This is a genomic window from Pseudomonas sp. EA_35y_Pfl2_R111 (genome assembly GCF_963970955.1).
Classification (GTDB): domain Bacteria; phylum Pseudomonadota; class Gammaproteobacteria; order Pseudomonadales; family Pseudomonadaceae; genus Aquipseudomonas.
The window spans coordinates 1,011,024-1,029,080 of sequence record NZ_CAXAOM010000001.1; the positions used below are offsets into that span (position 1 = coordinate 1,011,024).

20 protein-coding genes are annotated in these 18,057 nt (G+C 62.2%); 10 read left to right on the forward strand and 10 right to left on the reverse strand.

Annotation, left to right across the window (positions count from 1 at the left end):
- Positions 1–136: 136 nt before the first annotated feature.
- The gene (locus AACY25_RS04915; RefSeq protein ID WP_339522866.1) at positions 137–1,312 is read left to right on the forward strand and encodes a thiolase family protein; all 1,176 of its coding nucleotides are present in this window, start codon (positions 137–139) and stop codon (positions 1,310–1,312) included.
- A gap of 73 nt (positions 1,313–1,385) precedes the next feature.
- Here the strand turns inward: AACY25_RS04915 and AACY25_RS04920 are convergent, their stop codons facing one another.
- From AACY25_RS04920 to AACY25_RS04945, 6 genes are all read right to left on the reverse strand, one after another.
- The gene (locus AACY25_RS04920; protein WP_339522867.1) at positions 1,386–1,994 is read right to left on the reverse strand and encodes a DUF2846 domain-containing protein; all 609 of its coding nucleotides are present in this window, start codon (positions 1,992–1,994) and stop codon (positions 1,386–1,388) included.
- A gap of 75 nt (positions 1,995–2,069) precedes the next feature.
- Positions 2,070–3,227, reverse strand: a complete 1,158-nt coding sequence (locus AACY25_RS04925) for a phospholipase D-like domain-containing protein (protein WP_339413905.1) — start codon at positions 3,225–3,227, stop codon at positions 2,070–2,072.
- Positions 3,228–3,324: 97 nt separating this feature from the next.
- On the reverse strand, positions 3,325–3,663 hold the full coding sequence (locus AACY25_RS04930; RefSeq protein WP_339522868.1) for an amidase: 339 nt from the start codon (positions 3,661–3,663) through the stop codon (positions 3,325–3,327).
- Entirely contained in the window at positions 3,660–4,784 is a 1,125-nt protein-coding gene (locus AACY25_RS04935; protein ID WP_339522870.1) for a serine hydrolase domain-containing protein, read from the reverse strand. The genes AACY25_RS04930 and AACY25_RS04935 overlap by 4 nt, the downstream gene beginning before the upstream one ends.
- 122 nt (positions 4,785–4,906) lie before the next feature.
- Positions 4,907–5,692 carry an MBL fold metallo-hydrolase gene (locus AACY25_RS04940; protein ID WP_339522872.1) on the reverse strand — a complete coding sequence of 262 codons (786 nt, stop codon included), beginning with the start codon at positions 5,690–5,692 and terminating at the stop codon, positions 4,907–4,909.
- 176 nt (positions 5,693–5,868) lie between these two features.
- Positions 5,869–6,756: an acyl-CoA dehydrogenase family protein gene (locus AACY25_RS04945; protein ID WP_339522873.1), complete on the reverse strand. Its 888-nt coding sequence runs from the start codon at positions 6,754–6,756 to the stop codon at positions 5,869–5,871.
- 148 nt (positions 6,757–6,904) lie between these two features.
- On the opposite strand from AACY25_RS04945, the gene olsB reads away from it, so the two are divergent.
- Both olsB and AACY25_RS04955 read left to right on the forward strand, forming a co-directional pair.
- Positions 6,905–7,663, forward strand: a complete 759-nt coding sequence (gene olsB / locus AACY25_RS04950) for an L-ornithine N(alpha)-acyltransferase (RefSeq protein WP_339522874.1) — start codon at positions 6,905–6,907, stop codon at positions 7,661–7,663.
- An 83-nt stretch (positions 7,664–7,746) separates the two neighbouring features.
- The gene (locus tag AACY25_RS04955) at positions 7,747–8,541 is read left to right on the forward strand and encodes a lysophospholipid acyltransferase family protein (RefSeq protein ID WP_339522876.1); all 795 of its coding nucleotides are present in this window, start codon (positions 7,747–7,749) and stop codon (positions 8,539–8,541) included.
- Positions 8,542–8,708: 167 nt separating this feature from the next.
- Here the strand turns inward: AACY25_RS04955 and AACY25_RS04960 are convergent, their stop codons facing one another.
- Entirely contained in the window at positions 8,709–9,293 is a 585-nt protein-coding gene (locus AACY25_RS04960) for an acyl carrier protein phosphodiesterase (RefSeq protein WP_339522878.1), read from the reverse strand.
- Between the two features lie 127 nt (positions 9,294–9,420).
- On the opposite strand from AACY25_RS04960, the gene AACY25_RS04965 reads away from it, so the two are divergent.
- From AACY25_RS04965 to AACY25_RS04975, 3 genes are read left to right on the forward strand one after another with little or no spacing between them, the layout of a single operon-like run.
- A complete protein-coding gene (locus tag AACY25_RS04965) occupies positions 9,421–9,723 on the forward strand; it encodes an ArsR/SmtB family transcription factor (protein WP_090382593.1) in 303 nt (100 codons plus the stop codon).
- Between the two features lie 39 nt (positions 9,724–9,762).
- A complete protein-coding gene (locus AACY25_RS04970; RefSeq protein WP_339522883.1) occupies positions 9,763–10,929 on the forward strand; it encodes an MFS transporter in 1,167 nt (388 codons plus the stop codon).
- A 17-nt stretch (positions 10,930–10,946) separates the two neighbouring features.
- The gene (locus AACY25_RS04975) at positions 10,947–11,996 is read left to right on the forward strand and encodes an alkene reductase (RefSeq protein ID WP_339522885.1); all 1,050 of its coding nucleotides are present in this window, start codon (positions 10,947–10,949) and stop codon (positions 11,994–11,996) included.
- A 161-nt stretch (positions 11,997–12,157) separates the two neighbouring features.
- On the opposite strand, the gene AACY25_RS04980 is transcribed toward AACY25_RS04975, so the two are convergent.
- On the reverse strand, positions 12,158–13,003 hold the full coding sequence (locus tag AACY25_RS04980) for an ATPase (protein WP_339522886.1): 846 nt from the start codon (positions 13,001–13,003) through the stop codon (positions 12,158–12,160).
- Positions 13,004–13,337: 334 nt separating this feature from the next.
- Here AACY25_RS04980 and AACY25_RS04985 point away from each other — a divergent pair, with 334 nt between their 5' ends.
- Positions 13,338–13,652: a hypothetical protein gene (locus AACY25_RS04985; RefSeq protein WP_339522888.1), complete on the forward strand. Its 315-nt coding sequence runs from the start codon at positions 13,338–13,340 to the stop codon at positions 13,650–13,652.
- 17 nt (positions 13,653–13,669) lie between these two features.
- Here AACY25_RS04985 and AACY25_RS04990 read toward each other — a convergent pair whose 3' ends face one another.
- Positions 13,670–14,662 (reverse strand): NAD-dependent epimerase/dehydratase family protein, encoded by a 993-nt coding sequence (locus tag AACY25_RS04990; RefSeq protein ID WP_339522890.1) that lies wholly within the window; start codon positions 14,660–14,662, stop codon positions 13,670–13,672.
- A gap of 169 nt (positions 14,663–14,831) precedes the next feature.
- On the opposite strand from AACY25_RS04990, the gene AACY25_RS04995 reads away from it, so the two are divergent.
- On the forward strand, positions 14,832–15,887 hold the full coding sequence (locus tag AACY25_RS04995) for a saccharopine dehydrogenase family protein (protein WP_339522892.1): 1,056 nt from the start codon (positions 14,832–14,834) through the stop codon (positions 15,885–15,887).
- Here the strand turns inward: AACY25_RS04995 and AACY25_RS05000 are convergent.
- The gene (locus AACY25_RS05000) at positions 15,880–16,773 is read right to left on the reverse strand and encodes a LysR family transcriptional regulator ArgP (RefSeq protein ID WP_339522893.1); all 894 of its coding nucleotides are present in this window, start codon (positions 16,771–16,773) and stop codon (positions 15,880–15,882) included. The genes AACY25_RS04995 and AACY25_RS05000 overlap by 8 nt on opposite strands.
- A 99-nt stretch (positions 16,774–16,872) precedes the next feature.
- Here AACY25_RS05000 and AACY25_RS05005 point away from each other — a divergent pair, with 99 nt between their 5' ends.
- Positions 16,873–17,274, forward strand: a complete 402-nt coding sequence (locus AACY25_RS05005; protein WP_339522895.1) for an ACT domain-containing protein — start codon at positions 16,873–16,875, stop codon at positions 17,272–17,274.
- A gap of 5 nt (positions 17,275–17,279) precedes the next feature.
- Positions 17,280–17,891: a LysE/ArgO family amino acid transporter gene (locus AACY25_RS05010; protein ID WP_339522897.1), complete on the forward strand. Its 612-nt coding sequence runs from the start codon at positions 17,280–17,282 to the stop codon at positions 17,889–17,891.
- Positions 17,892–18,057 lie beyond the last annotated feature (166 nt).

The window sequence follows — 18,057 nt, forward strand, 5'->3', positions numbered from 1 at the left end:
CAACCGCTTGCTCAAATCAGCCCAAAGAATGATTTTCCGCGTGACTCTTTGGGCATTTTTAGTCACGCAGTAGAATCGACGGATCGCGTTCGATGTGTTTGGCCCGCGATCTACTACAAAAACGAGGAGTTTCCTGATGTCCGATATCGTCATCGTCAGCGGCGCACGTACGCCGATGGGTGGTTTTCAAGGCAGCCTGTCGAGCATTGCTGCGGTTGATCTGGGTGCGGCCGCCATTCGTGCTGCAGTTGAGCGCGCCGGTGTTGCGCCTGCCGACGTGCAGGAAGTGATCATGGGCTGCGTACTACCCGCCGGCCTTAAACAGGGCCCGGCCCGTCAGGCATCGCTGAATGCCGGCCTGCCCGCCGCCACCGGCTGCACCACGATCAACAAGCTGTGCGGCTCGGGCATGAAAGCAGTGATGATGGCGTTTGATTCGCTCAAGGCCGGCAGCAATAACGTGATGATCGCCGGCGGCATGGAAAGCATGTCCAACGCGCCCTACATCATGAGCAAAGCCCGCGCGGGCCTGCGCATGGGCCACGGCGAGATCAAAGACCATATGTTCCTCGACGGCCTGGAAGATGCGCGCACCGGTCGCCTGATGGGCTCATTCGCCCAGGAAACCTCCGACCAGTACGGCATCACCCGTGAGCAGATGGATGCCTACGCCATCGAATCGCTGAAACGTGCCCAGGCGGCCATCGCCAGCGGCGCGCTGGATGCGGAAATCGTCCCGATCACCGTCAGCGGCCGTAAGGACGATGTCGTGGTCAAGGATGACGAGCAGCCGCTGAACGCTAACCTGGAGAAAATCCCCGGCCTGAAACCGGCCTTCCGCAAGGACGGCAGCATCACCGCGGCCAACGCCAGCTCGATCTCCGACGGGGCCTCGGCGCTGCTGCTGATGACTGCCGAAGAAGCCGCCAAGCGTGGCCTCAAGCCGCTGGCGAAGATCGTTGCGCATGCCACCCAGAGCCAGGACCCAAGCGAGTTCACCATCGCGCCGATTGGTTCGATCAGCAGCCTGCTGAAGAAAACCGGCTGGGACAAGGCCGAGGTTGATCTGTTCGAAATCAACGAAGCCTTCGCCATGGTCACCATGCTGGCCATCCGTGAACACGGCCTGGATCACGCCAAGGTTAACGTTTACGGCGGCGCCTGCGCCCAAGGCCACCCGGTCGGCTCCACTGGTTCGCGGATCATCCTGACCCTGATCAATGCGCTGAAAAACACCGGCGGCAAGCGCGGCATCGCTTCGCTGTGCATCGGTGGCGGCGAAGCGACGGCGGTAGCGGTTGAGCTGATCTAAAAAAATCCACACTGGCCGCAATGGCCAGTTCAAGCTGCAGTAACGGGCCCGCCTTGTGCGGGCCCGTTGTGTTTTAGATGCCGATCTTATCCAGCGACTTGCCAACCTTGCGCCAGAAGCTGCGTTGCATGCGCTCGGTTTCACCGCTGGCGGCAATCCGCTCGAAGGGCTGCACTTCATGGGTGGCGCCGATTTCCGTATCTGCCACTGCCTTGGCTACCAGTTGTAACGGGCCATCGCCCTGGCTGGGCGCCTGCTCGTTAACCGGTGGTGGATTGAGCTCGTCATAGCGTAGGTAGTAGATACCGCCGGCTTCGGCATCCAGGGTGAAACTGCTAATCAGGGTGAAGTCCAGCGGGCCATCGGCGAAGAAGGTCCAGTGCGTGCCAAACAGCGGCCGGCGCATCTCCAGCTGGTAACTGGCGATATCGAACTCCAGCACCATATAACCATTGCTCGGCAGGCTGCCGATGCGCGCGTTATTCAGAAACAGCGCAGGCGCTTCCATTTCCTGATCGGCCCAGTCACTTTGTGGGCGGTATAGGTAGACCAACGCATGGTTGTCATCACTGAGCGCATGCTCACGGAATGCCTCACCCTCGGTTGCGCCAAAAAACGCCCCCGGGGTCGAGCAACCACTCAAGGCAATCAGCAACACAGCAAGCCAGGGCAGAGCACGCATCGGCAGCATCCTTATCGGTGTAATCGGCCGAGCATAACCCTGCCTGACACTGCCTACACCCGACAAAAGTGCGGGTCAGCGGCGACGGTCAAGCACATTGACCACCAACTGATCCAAAGCGCCCCATACCGATTGCTGCAGCCGCCGCCACCAGGGTCTGGCGCGCCAGTCGGCCAGTGTGATTTCCTGGCTCTCGGCAAAGTCAGCCTGAAAGCTTGCCGCCACACTGGCGGTAAACTGCGGGTCCAGCGCCTCCAGATTGGCGTCCAGATTGAAGCGCAGGTTCCAGTGATCAAAATTGCACGAGCCAACACTGACCCAATCATCCACCAGCACCATTTTCAGGTGCAGAAAACGCGGCTGATACTCGAAGATGCGCACCCCTGCCTTGAGCAACGTGGGGTAGTAGCGCTGGCCGGCAAAGCGCACCGCTGGGTTATCCGTGTGTTGCCCGGCCAATAACAAACGCACCTCAATGCCGCGCTTTGCAGCCTGGCGCAGGGTGCGGCGCACGCGCCAGGTGGGTAGAAAATAAGGCGTCGCCAGCCAGATACGCTGCTTGGAGCCACGCAATGCACGCACCAGCGAGAGCAGTATGTCGCGATGCTGCGAGGCGTCGGCATAGGCCACGCGCCCCAAGCCCTGACCCAGAGCAGGCAATGCCGGCAAGCTCTTCAAGCGCAACGGCATACGGGGTCGCCAGACGATCCAGTCCTGACCCGCCTGCCACTGGCGTTCAAATAACTGTTGCCAGTCGGCCACCAGCGGCCCGCTGATTTCCACCATGACCTCGTGCCAACGGCTGCTGGGGTATTCCGGATGCCAAAATTCATCCGTCGCGCCCGTGCCACCGATAAAAGCAAACTGTCTATCAACCAATAACAACTTGCGGTGATCGCGGTGAAAGTTGCGCAGGCCATGCTTCCAGCGCAGCGGGTTGTACCACTGCACCTGCACGCCGGCTGCCTGCAGGCACTGCCGATCAGCGCTGTACAACCGTTGCCCACCAAAGGCATCCAACAGGCATCGCACGGCAACGCCGCGCTGGGCGGCAGCGCACAAGGCATCAAGCAAAGCGCTGCCGCAGGCGCCGCTTTCCACCAGATAAAGCTCCAGTTCGATCTGCTTCTGCGCCGCATTGATGCGCGCCAGCATCTGCACAAAGAACTGCGGCCCGTCGATCAGCAGCGCCAGCGTGTTACCACGCCGCCAGGGAAAGACGTTATGCGGCATAACCATTCATTCTGGGCATTGCGTCTCACGCATCGTGAATAGGAGACGCCACCATAGCGGCCCGGCAGAGCCTTGCAAACCCTGCCAGGCCTCACCCTCAGGACTCGGGCAACGCAGCCGCTTGCGGCAGCAACTGGCAGCCCTGACGTGGCCCCAGCCACTGCGCAGTTTGAGTGCTGCCCAGACCGCGCGCCGTCACGCGTTTATTGGCTTGATCATCGAAGAAGCCTGAAAGCGCAACATACTGCGCCACATACGCCTCACAGTAGTCGGCCGGGTTGTTCACCACATAGCGACACGAGCAATACTCCTTGGCCGAATAAGCACCGACGATGCCTGGGAAGGCCTGCAGGTGCGTGCGGTTCTGCCAGGCCAGCGCGGCGAGCAACAGCGCAAGAAGCAGCAACAGACTACTGAATGGACGACGGCGGATCATGGCTGCACCTCCTGGGCCAACGCGGCGAGAACCAGCTTGAGGAAATGGTTGCGATCAAAGCTGCCATCGCGGTCATCGGCATAGCGCACGATCAACAGGTTCTCGCTGGCGATCACATAGAGTCCCTGCCCCCAATGCCCGGACGCCACCAGGGTGTCCTCGGGCGCATCCGGCCAGGGCCTGCTCGCCCCAGCCACCGCAGCGTTAAGCCACCAGTGCCCGCCAGGCACCGCCTCACCGGCTAGCTCGGCCTGCAGCTGGTAATTGGCAAAGGGCGTACGGTTGAACTCGACCCAGGCTTTCGGCAGCAACTGCTGCTCGCCCCAACGGCCATCGCGCTGCATTAGCAGGCCAACGCGGGCCAGGTCGCGGGCACTCATATAGGCGTACGAGGAACCGACAAAGGTGCCCGCCGCATCGCGCTCCCACACGGCAGTCTTGATCCCCAGCGGGTCGAACAGCGCGGTCCAGGGGTAATCAGCGTAAGCCTCGGCGCCAACCATGTTCTTCAGCGCGGCGGACAGCACGTTGCTGTCACCACTGGAGTAACGGAAGCGCTTGCCTGGTACGGCATCGGCACTGTGCGCGGCGGTGAAAGCGGCCATATCACTGCGGCCGCGGGTATAGAGCATCGCCACCACCGAGGATTGCAGTGGCGCGTATTCATAATCCTCCTGCCAGTCCAGACCCGAGGCCCAGTTGAGCAGATGACCGACCTTGACCTGCGGGTGGGCGGCAAACGGCGGGTAGTAATCGGCCACCGGTGCATCCAGCTTGAACAGGCCCTGTCCGTAGGCCACGCCCATGGTGGTGGCGAGCAGGCTCTTGGCCATCGACCAAGTCAGATGCGGTGTAGCAGCAGTCGTCGGCGCGGCGTAGCGCTCATAAACGACGTGACCATCGCGGACCACCAGCAGGGCGTCGGTGCGCACACCCTTACGGGTCGCATCATCACGGGTCGGGAAGGCGTAGTTTTCCAGTTCGCTCAGCGCAGCGTTGGGTGCGGCCAACTGGCTGTCCCAGTCTTCACCTGGCCAGTTTTCGGCCTGCGCTGTTACGCAAGCCAAGCCGATGACACACGCCAGAATCAGCCGCCGTGCGGGAAAGAGATTGAAGGACATTGCACAGCCTCTGCGGGATCGGAGGCGGCACCCTAGCATGCGTTTGACGCCGACAAAAAGCGCCGAACACGCCGGTTTACCCAGTGATTCGGCGCGAAAAGTCACTGCGCAAACTTAGGCCGCTATTTCGGCAGACGGTAATCCTCCGGCCCCATCAAATCCATGCCGCACTCCAGATTCTCGATCCAGTAGAGGAAGGCATTGATCATTTCCGCGCCGACAAAAGGCCGGCCGTGCTGTGGCACGATCATCGCCACATCCATCTCACGGACCATCGCCGCCCACAGTCGGCAAACTTTGTTGCTAGCCATATAGCGTCGGTGAAAACCGAGCATGTTCGGCACATGGTTGATGAAGTCCGTTACCGGATGCGCGTCGTCGACCAGCGAGGCGCCCATATCGCCGGAAAACAGAATCTTGCTCACCGGGTCATACAGCTGGAAGTTGCCAACCGAGTGAAGAAAGTGCGCAGGCACCGCCTTGAGCGTGCATTTGCCCAGGGCAAACGCCTGACCACGATCCGGCAGCGCAATAATCCGGTCGAAAGTATTAATGCCGCGACTCAGCGCCAGGTAGTTGGCCGTCAGGTGCGGCAGAAAGCGCGCCCAGAGCTTGGAGCAGATCACTCGCGCGCGGGTGTGCAGCAGCCATTTATCCAGCGAGGCTATGATGTCCGGGTCCTGGTGCGAGGCGAAGATATAGGTCAGGTCCTGCACCGGAATATGCTTGGACAGCTCCAGCGACAGCGGCGTATAGGTCAGATCACCACCCGGGTCGAGCAGCAAGTACTGCTCGTTGTCGGTGATCAGAAACTGATTGGACTGCACACCCTCCCCGCTGACCAGATCATCGAACATCATGCATTGATGCTCGCCGTTATCGAACAGCACTATGGGCTCGCGTCGCATGGCAGGCTCTCTCCCGAAAGCCGGCGAGCTTAACCACCTGCCGTAATCGGCTTACTGATCTGGATCAAGCCGGCCGACATACACCGGTTAGACCCGTAGCCCGGATGCACTTCAGGGCAATCCTCAGCCTATGCAACCGCTGCCGGATTACATCCGGGCTACGTGCAGCAATCGATTTAGAGAGTGACGCCAAGCACCGCCTGGGCCTTCTGCAAACGCTTGCTGCGCGCGCTGCCGGCAATCACAAGCAGGCCTTTGTCGCGTTGCCAGAGCTGCGCCCAGCGCGCTTCGCCAGTGGCAAAAGCGCTATCGAGTTCGGTACGCAAGCTGTCGAACTGGGCAAACAGCCCGGCCAGCAACAGATGGCCCGAAGCCGAGTTCGGGCATTGCCGCGCCACCTCCGCACAGCCGGCCAACAGACCAAGCAGGCGCAACTGTAAAGCCTGCGTCCAGGCCGACTCCTGACCCACCCCGATAAGCCAGGCGGTGAGCGCCGCCAGCACATGGGTGTCTTCCAGGGTGCGGAAAGGCTTTACGTAATCATCCCAGCCATCGCCAGGCAGCCGCTCGCACTGCGCGTCTTGCAGATGCAGGCGGCCATGGCTGATATCCGGCATCAAGGGTAACGCCGGCAGTGTCTCGATCTGCACACCCGGCGCGCCATTGCGCACCACCCCCAGAGCAAGCTGCACCGGCGCGCCGTCGGCCTCCTCGCGAGCAGCCACCAGCAGCCAGTCGGCGGCCTCGGCAGCGGTGACGAAATCCTTGCGGCCCTCAAGGGTCAGCGCGCCGATCCGCGTATTCATATCCGCCGGGCGGGTGCTGCGGTTCTCGGTCACGCACAGCGCGCCCAAAGTCCAGGGCGCAGCCGGCCAGAGCGCGCGCAATGCGCCTTGATAACCGGCAAGAAACGCCAGCCCCGGGGTCGCGGCCAATCGTCCGCCGAGCAGAGCCAGCTGCAACGGGAGCGGGTTGCCGATGCGTTCGAGCAGGCTGGCGTACCACTCCTCCAGTCCCGCGACCGGCAGACGCGCTTGCGGGCTCAACAGCTGTTGCCAGGGCATGCATTGCTCCTTGTAGGGGTTATTGAAAGCACTGTCACACAAGCATCACCAAAGATTCACGGAGGTGACACCGCCGCTACCTAGCCTGAGCTTGCCCAACAAGATCGACCGGCTGCAAGGCAAAAAGCCGGCTAACGGAGATGACGGCATGACCCAGATGGCAATCACCCGCGACCGCACCACCCCCGCTCGTCGCCTGCAGGCCGAGCGCTTACACGGCGCTGCCGCCCTGCGCGAAGCTCAGGCGCTGCGCTTTCGCGTATTCAGTGCCGAATTCGATGCCAAGCTCAAAGGTGCCGAGCAGGGCCTGGACATGGATGACTACGATATTCACTGCCAACACATCGGCGTGCGTGACCTCAATAGCGGTGAGCTAGTAGCCACCACCCGCCTGCTCGACCATCAAGCCGCAGCCGGTCTCGGGCGTTTCTACAGCGAAGAAGAATTCAGCCTGCACGGCCTGCCGCACCTCGAAGGGCCGGTGCTGGAAATCGGCCGCACCTGCGTCGACGCCGCCTACCGCAACGGCGCGACCATCGCCGTACTCTGGGGCGAGCTGGCCGAAGTGCTCAACGAAGGTGGTTACCGCTACCTAATGGGCTGCGCCAGCATCTCCATGCAAGACGGCGGCATTCAGGCCCAGGCAATCATGCAGCGCCTACGTGAGCGCTACCTGTGCAACGAACACCTGCGCGCCGAGCCGAAAACCCCGCTGCCGGCGCTGGATGTGCCGAGTAACGTGATCGCCGAAATGCCGCCACTGCTCAAGGCCTATATGCGCCTAGGCGCGAAGATCTGCGGCGAGCCATGCTGGGACCAGGATTTCCAGGTTGCCGACGTATTTATCCTGCTCAAGCGCGACGAACTCTGCCCGCGCTATGCACGGCATTTCAAAGCCGCTGTTTAACAGCAGGTCGGAGTAATGTTGCGCAACTCGCCGGCACTCTGTAGACAGTGCCGGCGTTTGTGTTTTTGCCGCGAGAGAGTTCGATGAAGAAAGTGCGTTTGTACCTGCGCCTGGCGCGCCTGCTGTTAGTGATCAGCTTCGGCACCCTGCTGGCGGCGGCTATCACCCTGCTCGAACGCCTGGTGCGGCATGACCTGATGCCGACTCGGCAACGCCTGACCCGTTGGTTTCTCGCGCGCCTGGCGGCGGCCTTGCCGTTCCGCTTGCAGGTACAGGGCGAGCTGCCACGTCAGCCGATGCTGTGGGTCAGCAATCACGTGTCCTGGACCGATATTCCGCTGCTCGGCATGCTCACCCCGCTGTCCTTTCTGTCCAAGGCCGAGGTGCGTACCTGGCCGGTGGCTGGCTGGCTGGCGCACAAGGCCGGCACGCTGTTTATCCGCCGCGGCTCAGGTGATAGCGGCCTGCTCAGCCAGCAGCTGGGCAACCACTTGCAACGCGGGCGCAACCTGCTGATCTTCCCCGAAGGCACCACCACCGATGGCCTCGGCCTGCGCACCTTTCATGGCCGCTTGCTGAGCAGTGCGATCGACAGCGGTGTGTCTGTGCAGCCGGTGGCCATCCGTTACCTGCGCAATGGCCAGCCGTGCAGCGTGGCGCCGTTTATCGGTGATGACGACATGCTCTCGCACCTGCTGCGCCTGCTCGGCAGCGAGCTGAGCGAAGTGCAGATCCAGCTGCTGACGCCGATTGCCAGCAGCGAGCTGAACCGCAATGCCCTGGCCCGCGCGGCGCAGCAGGCGATCAGCCAGGCGCTGTTTGGCGCGGCAGACGCAGCTGAAACAGCAGGCACGCAAACAGAAAGCCAGGCGGCCTAGCAGGCCGTTGAAAAAACGTAGGCGAGGCAGGCAAGACAAGGCGCCACGCCAGTAACAGCCTCCGGCTGGTCAAAACGGCGAGGAAGCGGAGTTTACTGGTGTAAATGAGCATTCCGAGCCTGTTTTTAACGCAGTATTGCCAACGCAGGTAGTCTTTCAACGGCCTGCTAATCGGCGAGCCCACGCTCACGAGCCACGAAGGCCTGTAACTCAGGATAGAACTGGCGAAAGTCCTCCAGCAGCGGCTGATACAGCCGCTCCAGCTCGGCCGCACCGCCCGCCAACAACCCAGGCCGCGACAGACGCCGGTCGATCCCCGCAACCACCCGCTCCAGCACGGCAAATTCGCGGTAACTGCCCAGCCAGTCCTGCGCGGCCATGCGCGGTGCGATCAGCGCCAGGCGTTCGGGCAAACGCGGTTCGTCAGCCAGCACCTGATACACCCGCCCGGTAAAACGCGGCAGTGGCTCGGCGGCATAGTCGCCCCAATTCAGCGCCAGGCAGTGATCGAAAAACACATCCAGCAAGATGCCGCTATAACGCCGCCGCTCAATGGCAAAACGCGCCCGTGCTTGCGCTTGCAACGGGTGACTGTCGGTGAATACATCGATGCGACGGTGCAGGCGGATCGCCGCCTCGATATCCGCCGGCCACTGACCAGCCAACGGCCCTTTGACGAAATCGCCATACAGGCTGCCCAGCAATTGAGCCGGCGCGTCACCGCCGAGGTGTAAATGCGCGAGGTAGTTCATGGCCTCAGCTTACACATCAGCACGCGTGATGATGACTATCGCCACGAACGATCTGTATATCGTCAGCAACCGATATAAGGTTCGCCTCATCGCGATATGACGTTACAGCGCACAGGGGATAACCCGCATGCAACTCGACATCGATGAAGTGATCAAGGCACTGGCCCATCCGGTGCGGCGCGACATCCTGCACTGGCTGAAGGACCCGCAGGCGTATTTCGCCGATCAGGACCATCCGCTGGAAATCGGCGTGTGTGCCGGCAAGATCGACCAGCGCACTGGCCTGTCGCAATCAACAGTCTCAGCGCACCTGGCAACCCTGCAGCGCGCCGGCCTGATCAGCAGCAAGAAGGTTGGCCAGTGGAACTTCTTCAAACGCAATGAAGAGACCATCCAGGCGTTCCTCAACCACATCAGCCAAGCGCTCTAAAGCAAACTTTTCATCCACCATTTTTCAGGAGCTGACGGCATGCCTGCAGCGCTTCTCGTCCTCGCTTTGTCCGCGTTTGCCATCGGCACCACGGAATTCGTCATCATGGGCCTGCTGCCGGAAGTGGCGGGCGACCTCGACGTGTCGATCCCCGGTGCCGGCTGGCTGGTTACCGGTTACGCCTTGGGCGTCGCCATCGGCGCGCCCTTTATGGCCCTGGCCACTGCTAGCTGGCCGCGCAAGGCCTCACTGCTGACGCTGATGAGCATCTTTATCGCCGGCAATCTGTTCTGCGCCCTGGCCAGCGATTACCAGATGCTGATGCTCGCCCGGGTGATCACCGCCCTCTGCCATGGTGCGTTCTTCGGCATCGGCTCGGTGGTTGCCGCCAGCCTGGTGCCGGCCAATCGCCGCGCCTCGGCCGTAGCCTTGATGTTTACCGGCCTGACCCTGGCCAACGTGCTCGGCGTACCGCTGGGCACCGCGCTCGGTCAGTACGCTGGCTGGCGCTCGACCTTCTGGGCAGTGACCTTGATTGGCGTAATCGCCCTGATCGGTTTGTGGCGCGTACTGCCGAACAAAACCGATGAAACCAAGGCCGACTTTGCCAGCGAAGTACGTGCCCTGCGCGGTGCTGGCCTGTGGTTGGCGCTGAGCACCACGGTACTGTTCTCCGCGTCGATGTTTGCCCTATTCACCTATATCGCGCCGCTGCTCGGTGATGTCACCGGCGTATCACCCAACGGTGTGACCTGGACCCTGCTGCTGATCGGCCTCGGCCTGACTCTCGGCAACGTACTCGGCGGCCGCCTGGCCGACCGCAGCCTGAAAGCCACCCTGGTCGGCGTGTTCGTCGCCATGGCGCTGATCTCCACCCTGTTCAGCTGGACCAGCCAAGCGCTGATCCCAGCCGAAATCACCCTGTTCCTCTGGGCCACCGCCGCCTTCGCTGCCGTGCCTGCCTTGCAGGTCAATGTGGTGGCCTTTGGCAGCGGCGCACCGAACCTGGTATCGACCTTGAATATCGGCGCCTTCAACCTCGGCAATGCCCTTGGCGCCTGGGTTGGCGGCCTGGTAATTGCCGAAGGCTTTGGCCTGACCCGCGTTCCCTTGGCAGCGGCAGCCCTGGCCATATTGGCGCTGCTTGCCACCCTGCTGACCTTCAGTACCCGCACTCCTGCACCTGAACTTGCACTCAACGAATAACCTGAGAGGACCGCCCCATGGCTACGCTTTCTGACCCGATCAAAATCGGTGACCTTGAACTGAACAACCGCATCATCATGGCGCCGCTGACCCGCACCCGCGCCGATAAAGGCCGCGTACCCAATGCCTTGATGGCCGAGTACTACGTGCAACGTGCCAGCGCAGGGCTGATCATCAGCGAAGCCACCGCCGTGACCCCGATGGGCGTCGGCTACCCAGATACCCCCGGCATCTGGTCGAATGATCAGGTGCGCGGCTGGAGCAATATCACCAAAGCCGTGCACGCTGCTGGCGGCAAGATCGTTCTGCAGCTGTGGCACGTTGGACGCATTTCTGACCCGATCTATCTCAACGGCCAACTGCCGGTAGCACCGAGCGCCATCCAGCCAGCCGGGCATGTCAGCCTGGTACGTCCAATGAAGGACTTCGTTACCCCGCGCGCGCTGGAAACTGAAGAAATCGCCGACATCGTTGATGCCTATCGCCTGGGCGCCGAAAACGCCAAAGCGGCTGGGTTTGATGGCGTAGAAATTCACGGTGCCAATGGTTACCTGCTCGATCAATTCCTGCAGAGCAGCACCAACCAGCGCAGCGACCGCTACGGTGGCAGCCTGGAAAACCGCGCGCGCCTGCTGCTGGAAGTCACCGATGCGGCAATCGAAGTCTGGGGCGCAGGCCGTGTTGGCGTGCACCTCGCGCCACGCGCCGACAGCCACGACATGGGCGACGCCAACCGCGCCGAGACTTTCACCTACGTGGCGCAGGAGCTGGGCAAACGCGGCATCGCCTTTATCTGCGCCCGTGAAAAGGAAGCTGACGACAGCCTGTCGCCAAGCCTGAAAGAAGCCTTCGGCGGCGTGTTTATCGCCAACGAGCGCTTCACCAAGGCGCAGGCCAATGCCTGGCTGGCAGAAGGCAAGGCCGATGCGGTGGCCTTCGGTATCCCGTTTATCGCCAACCCGGATCTGCCGGCGCGCCTGGCACAGGATACCGAGCTGAACACTCCGCACCCGGAAACTTTCTACGGCCAAGGCCCGGTCGGCTATATCGACTATCCGATGCTGTAAGCCGGAGGCTGCCGCTCTGTCGTAGGAGGGGCTTTAGCCGCGATTGCGTTATCGAACGTTCGCCGCTAAAGCGCCTCCCACAGAGGCTCGCCAGTATCTACCTAAGGTTTAAACGCCTCAAAAAAGCCCGCCAATTGGCGGGCTTTTCCGTTGCGACTTACTCAGCGTGCGTCGATCTGCTGCTGCAAGTTCTGCACCTGCGCCTGCAGGGTGCTGATATTGCGGGTCATCTGCGCGCGGAAGGCGTCGAACTCAGCCGTGCTGCTGCCGGCGGAACGGGTTTCCAGATCGCTTTTCAGCACCAGCAAGTCCTGCTCGACACGAGCGATGGCCTGGTTGGGGTTGCCCTGTTTCTTCAGCGCATCGATCTCGCCGCTCAAGCTGGCAAGCTTCTCGTCCAATTTGCTCTGCCCAGCCAAAGCACTTTTCAGGGTGGCTTGCTCGCTTTTCAGCGTTGCCTGCTCGGCGTTAAGTTTCTTCAGAGTGGCTTCGAGCTTTTCACCGCCGCCTTCCTGCCCCTTCAGCTGTACGGCCAGCTGCTCAAGGCGTTTGCTCTGCTCACTCTGCTGGCTGGCGGCGCCCTGCTGTTGCTTGCTCAGCTCGGCCAGTTTGCTTTCCAGCTGCTTGACCTGCAGCTTCAACGCTTCACTGCCGCTGGTAACTGAAGATTCAGTGGCCACCACCTTCCCGGAAATGTCCTGAATCCGCCCAGCCGCTTCCTCGCTGATGCGCGCGAAGCTCTCCTGGGTGGCCACCAGTTGCTGCTCCATCAGGCTGATCTGCTGAAAGCTCCACCAGCCGAGCCCGCCCAGGGCAATCATCAATGCACCGACCAGCGCCCAGAGTGGACCGGTACTGGCCGACTTAACCGGTGCAGCGGCCGGCGCGCGGCCATAAGTGTTGCCGCGCGCAGGCTCCGGGTGATCGGTGGCGTAGTCATCGTGATCGCGCTGATCAGCCCGCAGGCTGGGCACGTGATCGAGTTCGTCGTGGGCATCGTTACGCATGGGTCAACCTTCAAGAAAGCGCGGGGGGTGCAAATTGCCGCGCAGTATAACGGTTCGCGCGCAGCGCTTCAGTGTCGCGCCATGCCAGTGCGAGGCGCACCGACGAAGGGCATGACACAGGCCATCGACTCGCTGCAGCCTGCGCAGCTCCACAGAATGTGAACTGGTATGCGCTTTGCAGTTGTCTATTTGCGACGTTTTCGTAGCACCAGGGAGCAAAGGTGCTGCAGGCGCGATCCGCACGCGGGAAACGCGGCGTGACCAGGCGGGTGGCATTGCGGATGGATGACACCCAGCCCACTTGCCCACTTGTAATAGCTAGGGGGAAAGATCCATGGAGCTGAACAGAGAAGTACTGGATTGCATGATGAGCCTGCGCCGCAGGCTGCGCGAAGAACTGACGGTGGACATTCGCATGAGCCAGCCTGATGCGATCAACAGCATGCTCAGCGCTTGCCTTACCTCAAGCAACGAAGAAACCCGTCAACTGGGACAACTGCTGGCCCAATACAGCGACCGCCCCTTCGGCGAGCCCGCGACCACGCCACGTATGCAGGCCGGCCACCCGCTGCTGGTGGAAGACCTAGCCCAACGCCCACCCACCAGTGGTTCGGTAAGGATGTATCGCGGACAGCGCGTCTACGCCTAACACCGGTTTATACGCTGTCAGCTCGGGTGATGCGCCTGCCACCAGGCGCAGAACTCATCCAGCGCACTCCATAGGCTGACCTTGGGTTCGTACTCCAGATACTGCTGCGCGCGGCTGATATCCAGGGAGAAATCCTTGGCCATCACCGCCACCCCTAGGCGGAACAGGGTAGGCTCCGGGCGACCGGGTAGCAGCTTGCAGACGCCTTCATTCAGCGCCGCCGCGCCATATGCCAGGCCATAGGGCAGATGGCGGGTCACCGGCGGCAGGTCGAGTTTGCGCAGCACATAATTGACTACGTCCCACAGCGGCACCGGCGCGCCATTGCTGATGTTGTAGACCTGCCCCAGCGCTGGCCCGGTCGCCAGCAGGCAGCTCATCAGCGCCTCGTTGAGGTTATGCACACTGGTGAAATCGACCTTGTTCAGGCCGTTGCCAATAATCGACAACCGTCCCTTGCGCTGCATATTGATCAGGCGCGGAAAGATGCTGGTATCGCCCGCCCCGGTGACAAAACGCGGACGCAGCGCCAGCACCTCCAGGCCGAACTCCTGGGCGGCAAACACCTGCTGCTCGGCGAGAAACTTGGTTTTGCCGTAGTGATCGGAAAAACGCTTGGGCAGCTGCTCTTCACGCAGGCCGATATGCGCCTGACCATCGAAATACACCGACGGCGACGACAAGTGCACCAGGCGCCGCACCTTCTGTTTCAGGCAGGCATCCACCACGTTCTCAGTGACCGTGACGTTGGCCTGATAGAAGTGCTCGTAACGCCCCCAGACGCCGACAGCGCCGGCGCAGTGCACCACCGCCTCAACATCCTGGCACAGCTGCTGCACCAGCTCCGGGTCGGACAGATCGCCCTGCACAAACTCCGCGCCAAGTGAGCACAGATGCTCAACGCCCTCGGCACGGCGGCCGTTGACCCGCACACTCAAGCCCTGCTCCAAAGCAAAGCGGGCGAAACGCCCACCGATAAAGCCACTGGCCCCGGTTACCAGAATCTTCATTGCCGCCCCCTTTGCCTTGATTGCAGGCCACTCTAACAGCGCACGCCGGCCGCTGCCGTGGCATTGCAAGCCAGAACAACGACTGCACACACCCTGCGATAGGCCAACACGCCCGCTCACAGCGGCTAAGCTGCCAAACGCAAACCTAATAACAAAGAAGGAGCACGGGATGGCGACGCACTGGATGATTTACGGAGCCAATGGTTACACCGGCCACCTGCTGGCCGCCGAGGCCAAGCGCCAGGGCCTCACGCCCATTCTGGCTGGGCGCAACCCGGCCGCCGTACACGCCCTGGGCAGCCTGCTGGGCCTGGAGTGCCGGATATTCGATATCCATCAGCCGCAGCGGGCCAAGGAAGCCCTGGCCGATATCGCCGTGGTCGCCCACTGTGCCGGACCGTTCTCTGCCACCAGCGCGCCGATGCTCGACGCCTGCCTGGCCAGCGCCACCCATTACGTCGATATCACCGGTGAAATCAGCGTATTCGAGGCGGCCCATCAACGCGATCAACAAGCGCGCGAACTGGCCGTGGTGGTTTGCCCCGGCGTGGGTTTCGATGTGATCCCCAGCGATTGCCTGGCCGCCTGCTTGCACCAGGCTCTGCCCGATGCCACGCACCTGGCGCTGGGCTTCGACAGTGGTAGCGGGCTATCGCCCGGCACCGCAAAAACCTCGGTGGAAGGCCTGAAGTTTGGCGGCAAGGTACGCCGCGCAGGCGTTATCACCGATGTGCCGCTGGGTTATAAACGCCGCACCATCAACTTTGGCCGCGGCGAGAAAACCGCCGTGACGATTCCCTGGGGCGATGTCTCCACCGCCTACCACTCCACCGGCATCGACAATATCGAGGTGTATCTGCCGACGCCGACAGCGGCCGCAATAGTGATGCGCCTGATCGACCCGCTACGCGCCCTACTGGGCCTGGATGCGGTTCAGAACTGGCTCAAGCGGCTGATCGAAAAGCGTGTCAGCGGCCCAGATGAAGCCAGTCGTACGCGCCAACGCACCTGGCTGTGGGGCGAGGCACGCAATGCTGCGGGCGCGGTGAAAACCGCGCGCCTGGAAACCGCCAACGGCTATGACGTCACCGTGCACGGTGCCTTGCTGGCCGTGCGGCACTTGCTCGATTACAACGGCCCTGGCGGCTACTTCACCCCCAGCAAACTGCTCGGCGAGCGCTGCGTGGAACAGCTGCCGGGCTCGAGCAAGGTGGTTATCAGCTAAGCGTCACCAGGCTGTGGCCTGCGGCCTGGGTAAGGTGGCGCGTCAGCTGATTAAGCAACTCGCCGCCATTGCGCCAGTGATGCCAGTACAACGGCACATCGATTGGCCGGTCGCTGATCAATTCAACCAGCTCGCCACGGGCTGACTCCCCCAGCACCTGCAGCTCGGGGATCAGCCCCCAGCCAAACCCGGCCTGAGCCAGACGGATAAAACCTTCGGATGACGGGCACAGATGGTGGGCAAAACCACCTTCGACGCCCAGGCTGGACAGATAACGGTGCTGCAACAGGTCATCCGGGCCGAACACGATAGCCGGTGCATGGGCCAACGCCTGCGCCGTTACTCCATTCGGAAAATGCCGAGCGATAAACGCCGGGTTGGCCATGGCGCGATACCGCATCGCCCCCAGCAGCACAGCGCGAGCGCCAGCTACCGGGCGTTCGCTGGCACACACGCAGGCCGCCACTTCGCCGGCGCGCATGCGCTTGAGACCGACCTCCTGATCCTCCACCACCAGATCCAGCAGCAAGCGCTGCTCGGTACAGAAGGCGCCCACGGCACCCGCCCACCAGGTGGCCAGGCTGTCGGCATTCAACGCAATGCGCAGACGCTCCGGCAAGCCGCCCTCATCCAGCCCCGGCACCTGCGCCTGAATATCGCGCTCCAGCAAACGCACCTGCTGCACATGGTTAAGCAGACGCCGGCCGATTTCCGTCGGCGCCGGCGGCACCGCACGCACCAGCACCGGCTGGCCGACCCGTGCTTCCAGCAGCTTGATCCGCTGTGACACCGCCGATTGCGACAACCCCAGCACCTGCGCCGCACGCTCGAACCCGGCCTGTTCCACAACCGCGGCTAGAGCGGCGAGAAGTTTGTAATCCAACAAAATAAGATTTCCTAATGAGCAATCAGGATTATTGGTTTCTCTTATATACCCAGGCACAGCAGACTGACCAGCATCACCACTCTGAACAAGGCAATCCACATGGCCGGCGAAACCTCACTGACAACCTTACTGCGCAGCATGAGCCCACAACTGAACGATGGTGCTTACGTGTTCTGCAGCCTGAGCGATGCCACGCAGCTGGACGGTGTGCAGCCGTTGGGCTGCTTTCAGGAGGCCGAAGGCCTCACGGTGATCCTGCTGCGCCAGCAGGCCGAACAACTGCGCTTGCCCTACAGCTACGTGGCCGCCTGGCTGACGTTACATGTGCATTCGGCTCTGGAAGCAGTTGGATTGACGGCTGCCGTCGCCAGCGCACTGGCGCAAGCCGGGATCAGCTGCAACGTGATCGCCGGCTTCTACCACGACCACCTGTTCGTCGCCCACGTCGATGGGCCGCGCGCGCTGGCCGTGCTGCAACAGCTCAGTGAGCAAGCGGAGTAACCGAGATGTGGCAAAGCTATAGCAACGGATTACTGATCGCCGCCGGGCTGATCATCGCCCTTGGCGCGCAGAACGCTTTTGTCTTGGCGCAAAGCCTGCGCCGCGAGCATCACCTGCCAGTGGCATTGCTCTGCGTAGTCTGCGATGCGTTGCTGGTCACCGCCGGAGTCTTCGGCCTGGCCGCCGTATTGGCGCAAAACCCGATTCTGCTGGGTGTGGCGCGCTGGGGTGGCGCGGCCTTTCTGCTCTGGTATGGAACCCAGGCGCTGCTGCGCGCCAGTCGTCCGCAGGCGCTGAATCAGGCTAGCGACAGCGGCCCACGCTCACGCAAGGCGGTGCTGCTGGCAGCCCTGGCGGTGACGCTGCTCAACCCGCATGTGTACCTCGACACCGTACTGCTGATCGGCTCACTCGGCGCGCAGCAACCGGTGCCCGGCGCCTATGCCCTGGGCGCGGCCAGCGCTTCATTAATGTGGTTTTTCTGCCTGGCCCTTGGCGCGGCCTGGCTCGCGCCGTGGCTGGCGCGCCCGAGCACCTGGCGCTTTATCGACCTGGGCGTGGCCTTGATGATGTTCAGCATTGCCTGGCAACTGTTGAGCAACCCCGGGATGCTCTAAAACGGCCCTGCAGCGACGCGCCGAGGTGGTTTTCCACACAGTTGCCGCGTGTTTAAGGCGCAGTGCCGGTGCTATGATCCAAGACCTGCGGCGCAAAGAGATAACTCACGCCGCTTAGATAGCCGCCCGTGATCGGCTTCGCGCACACCGCCCCTGACCTGATTAG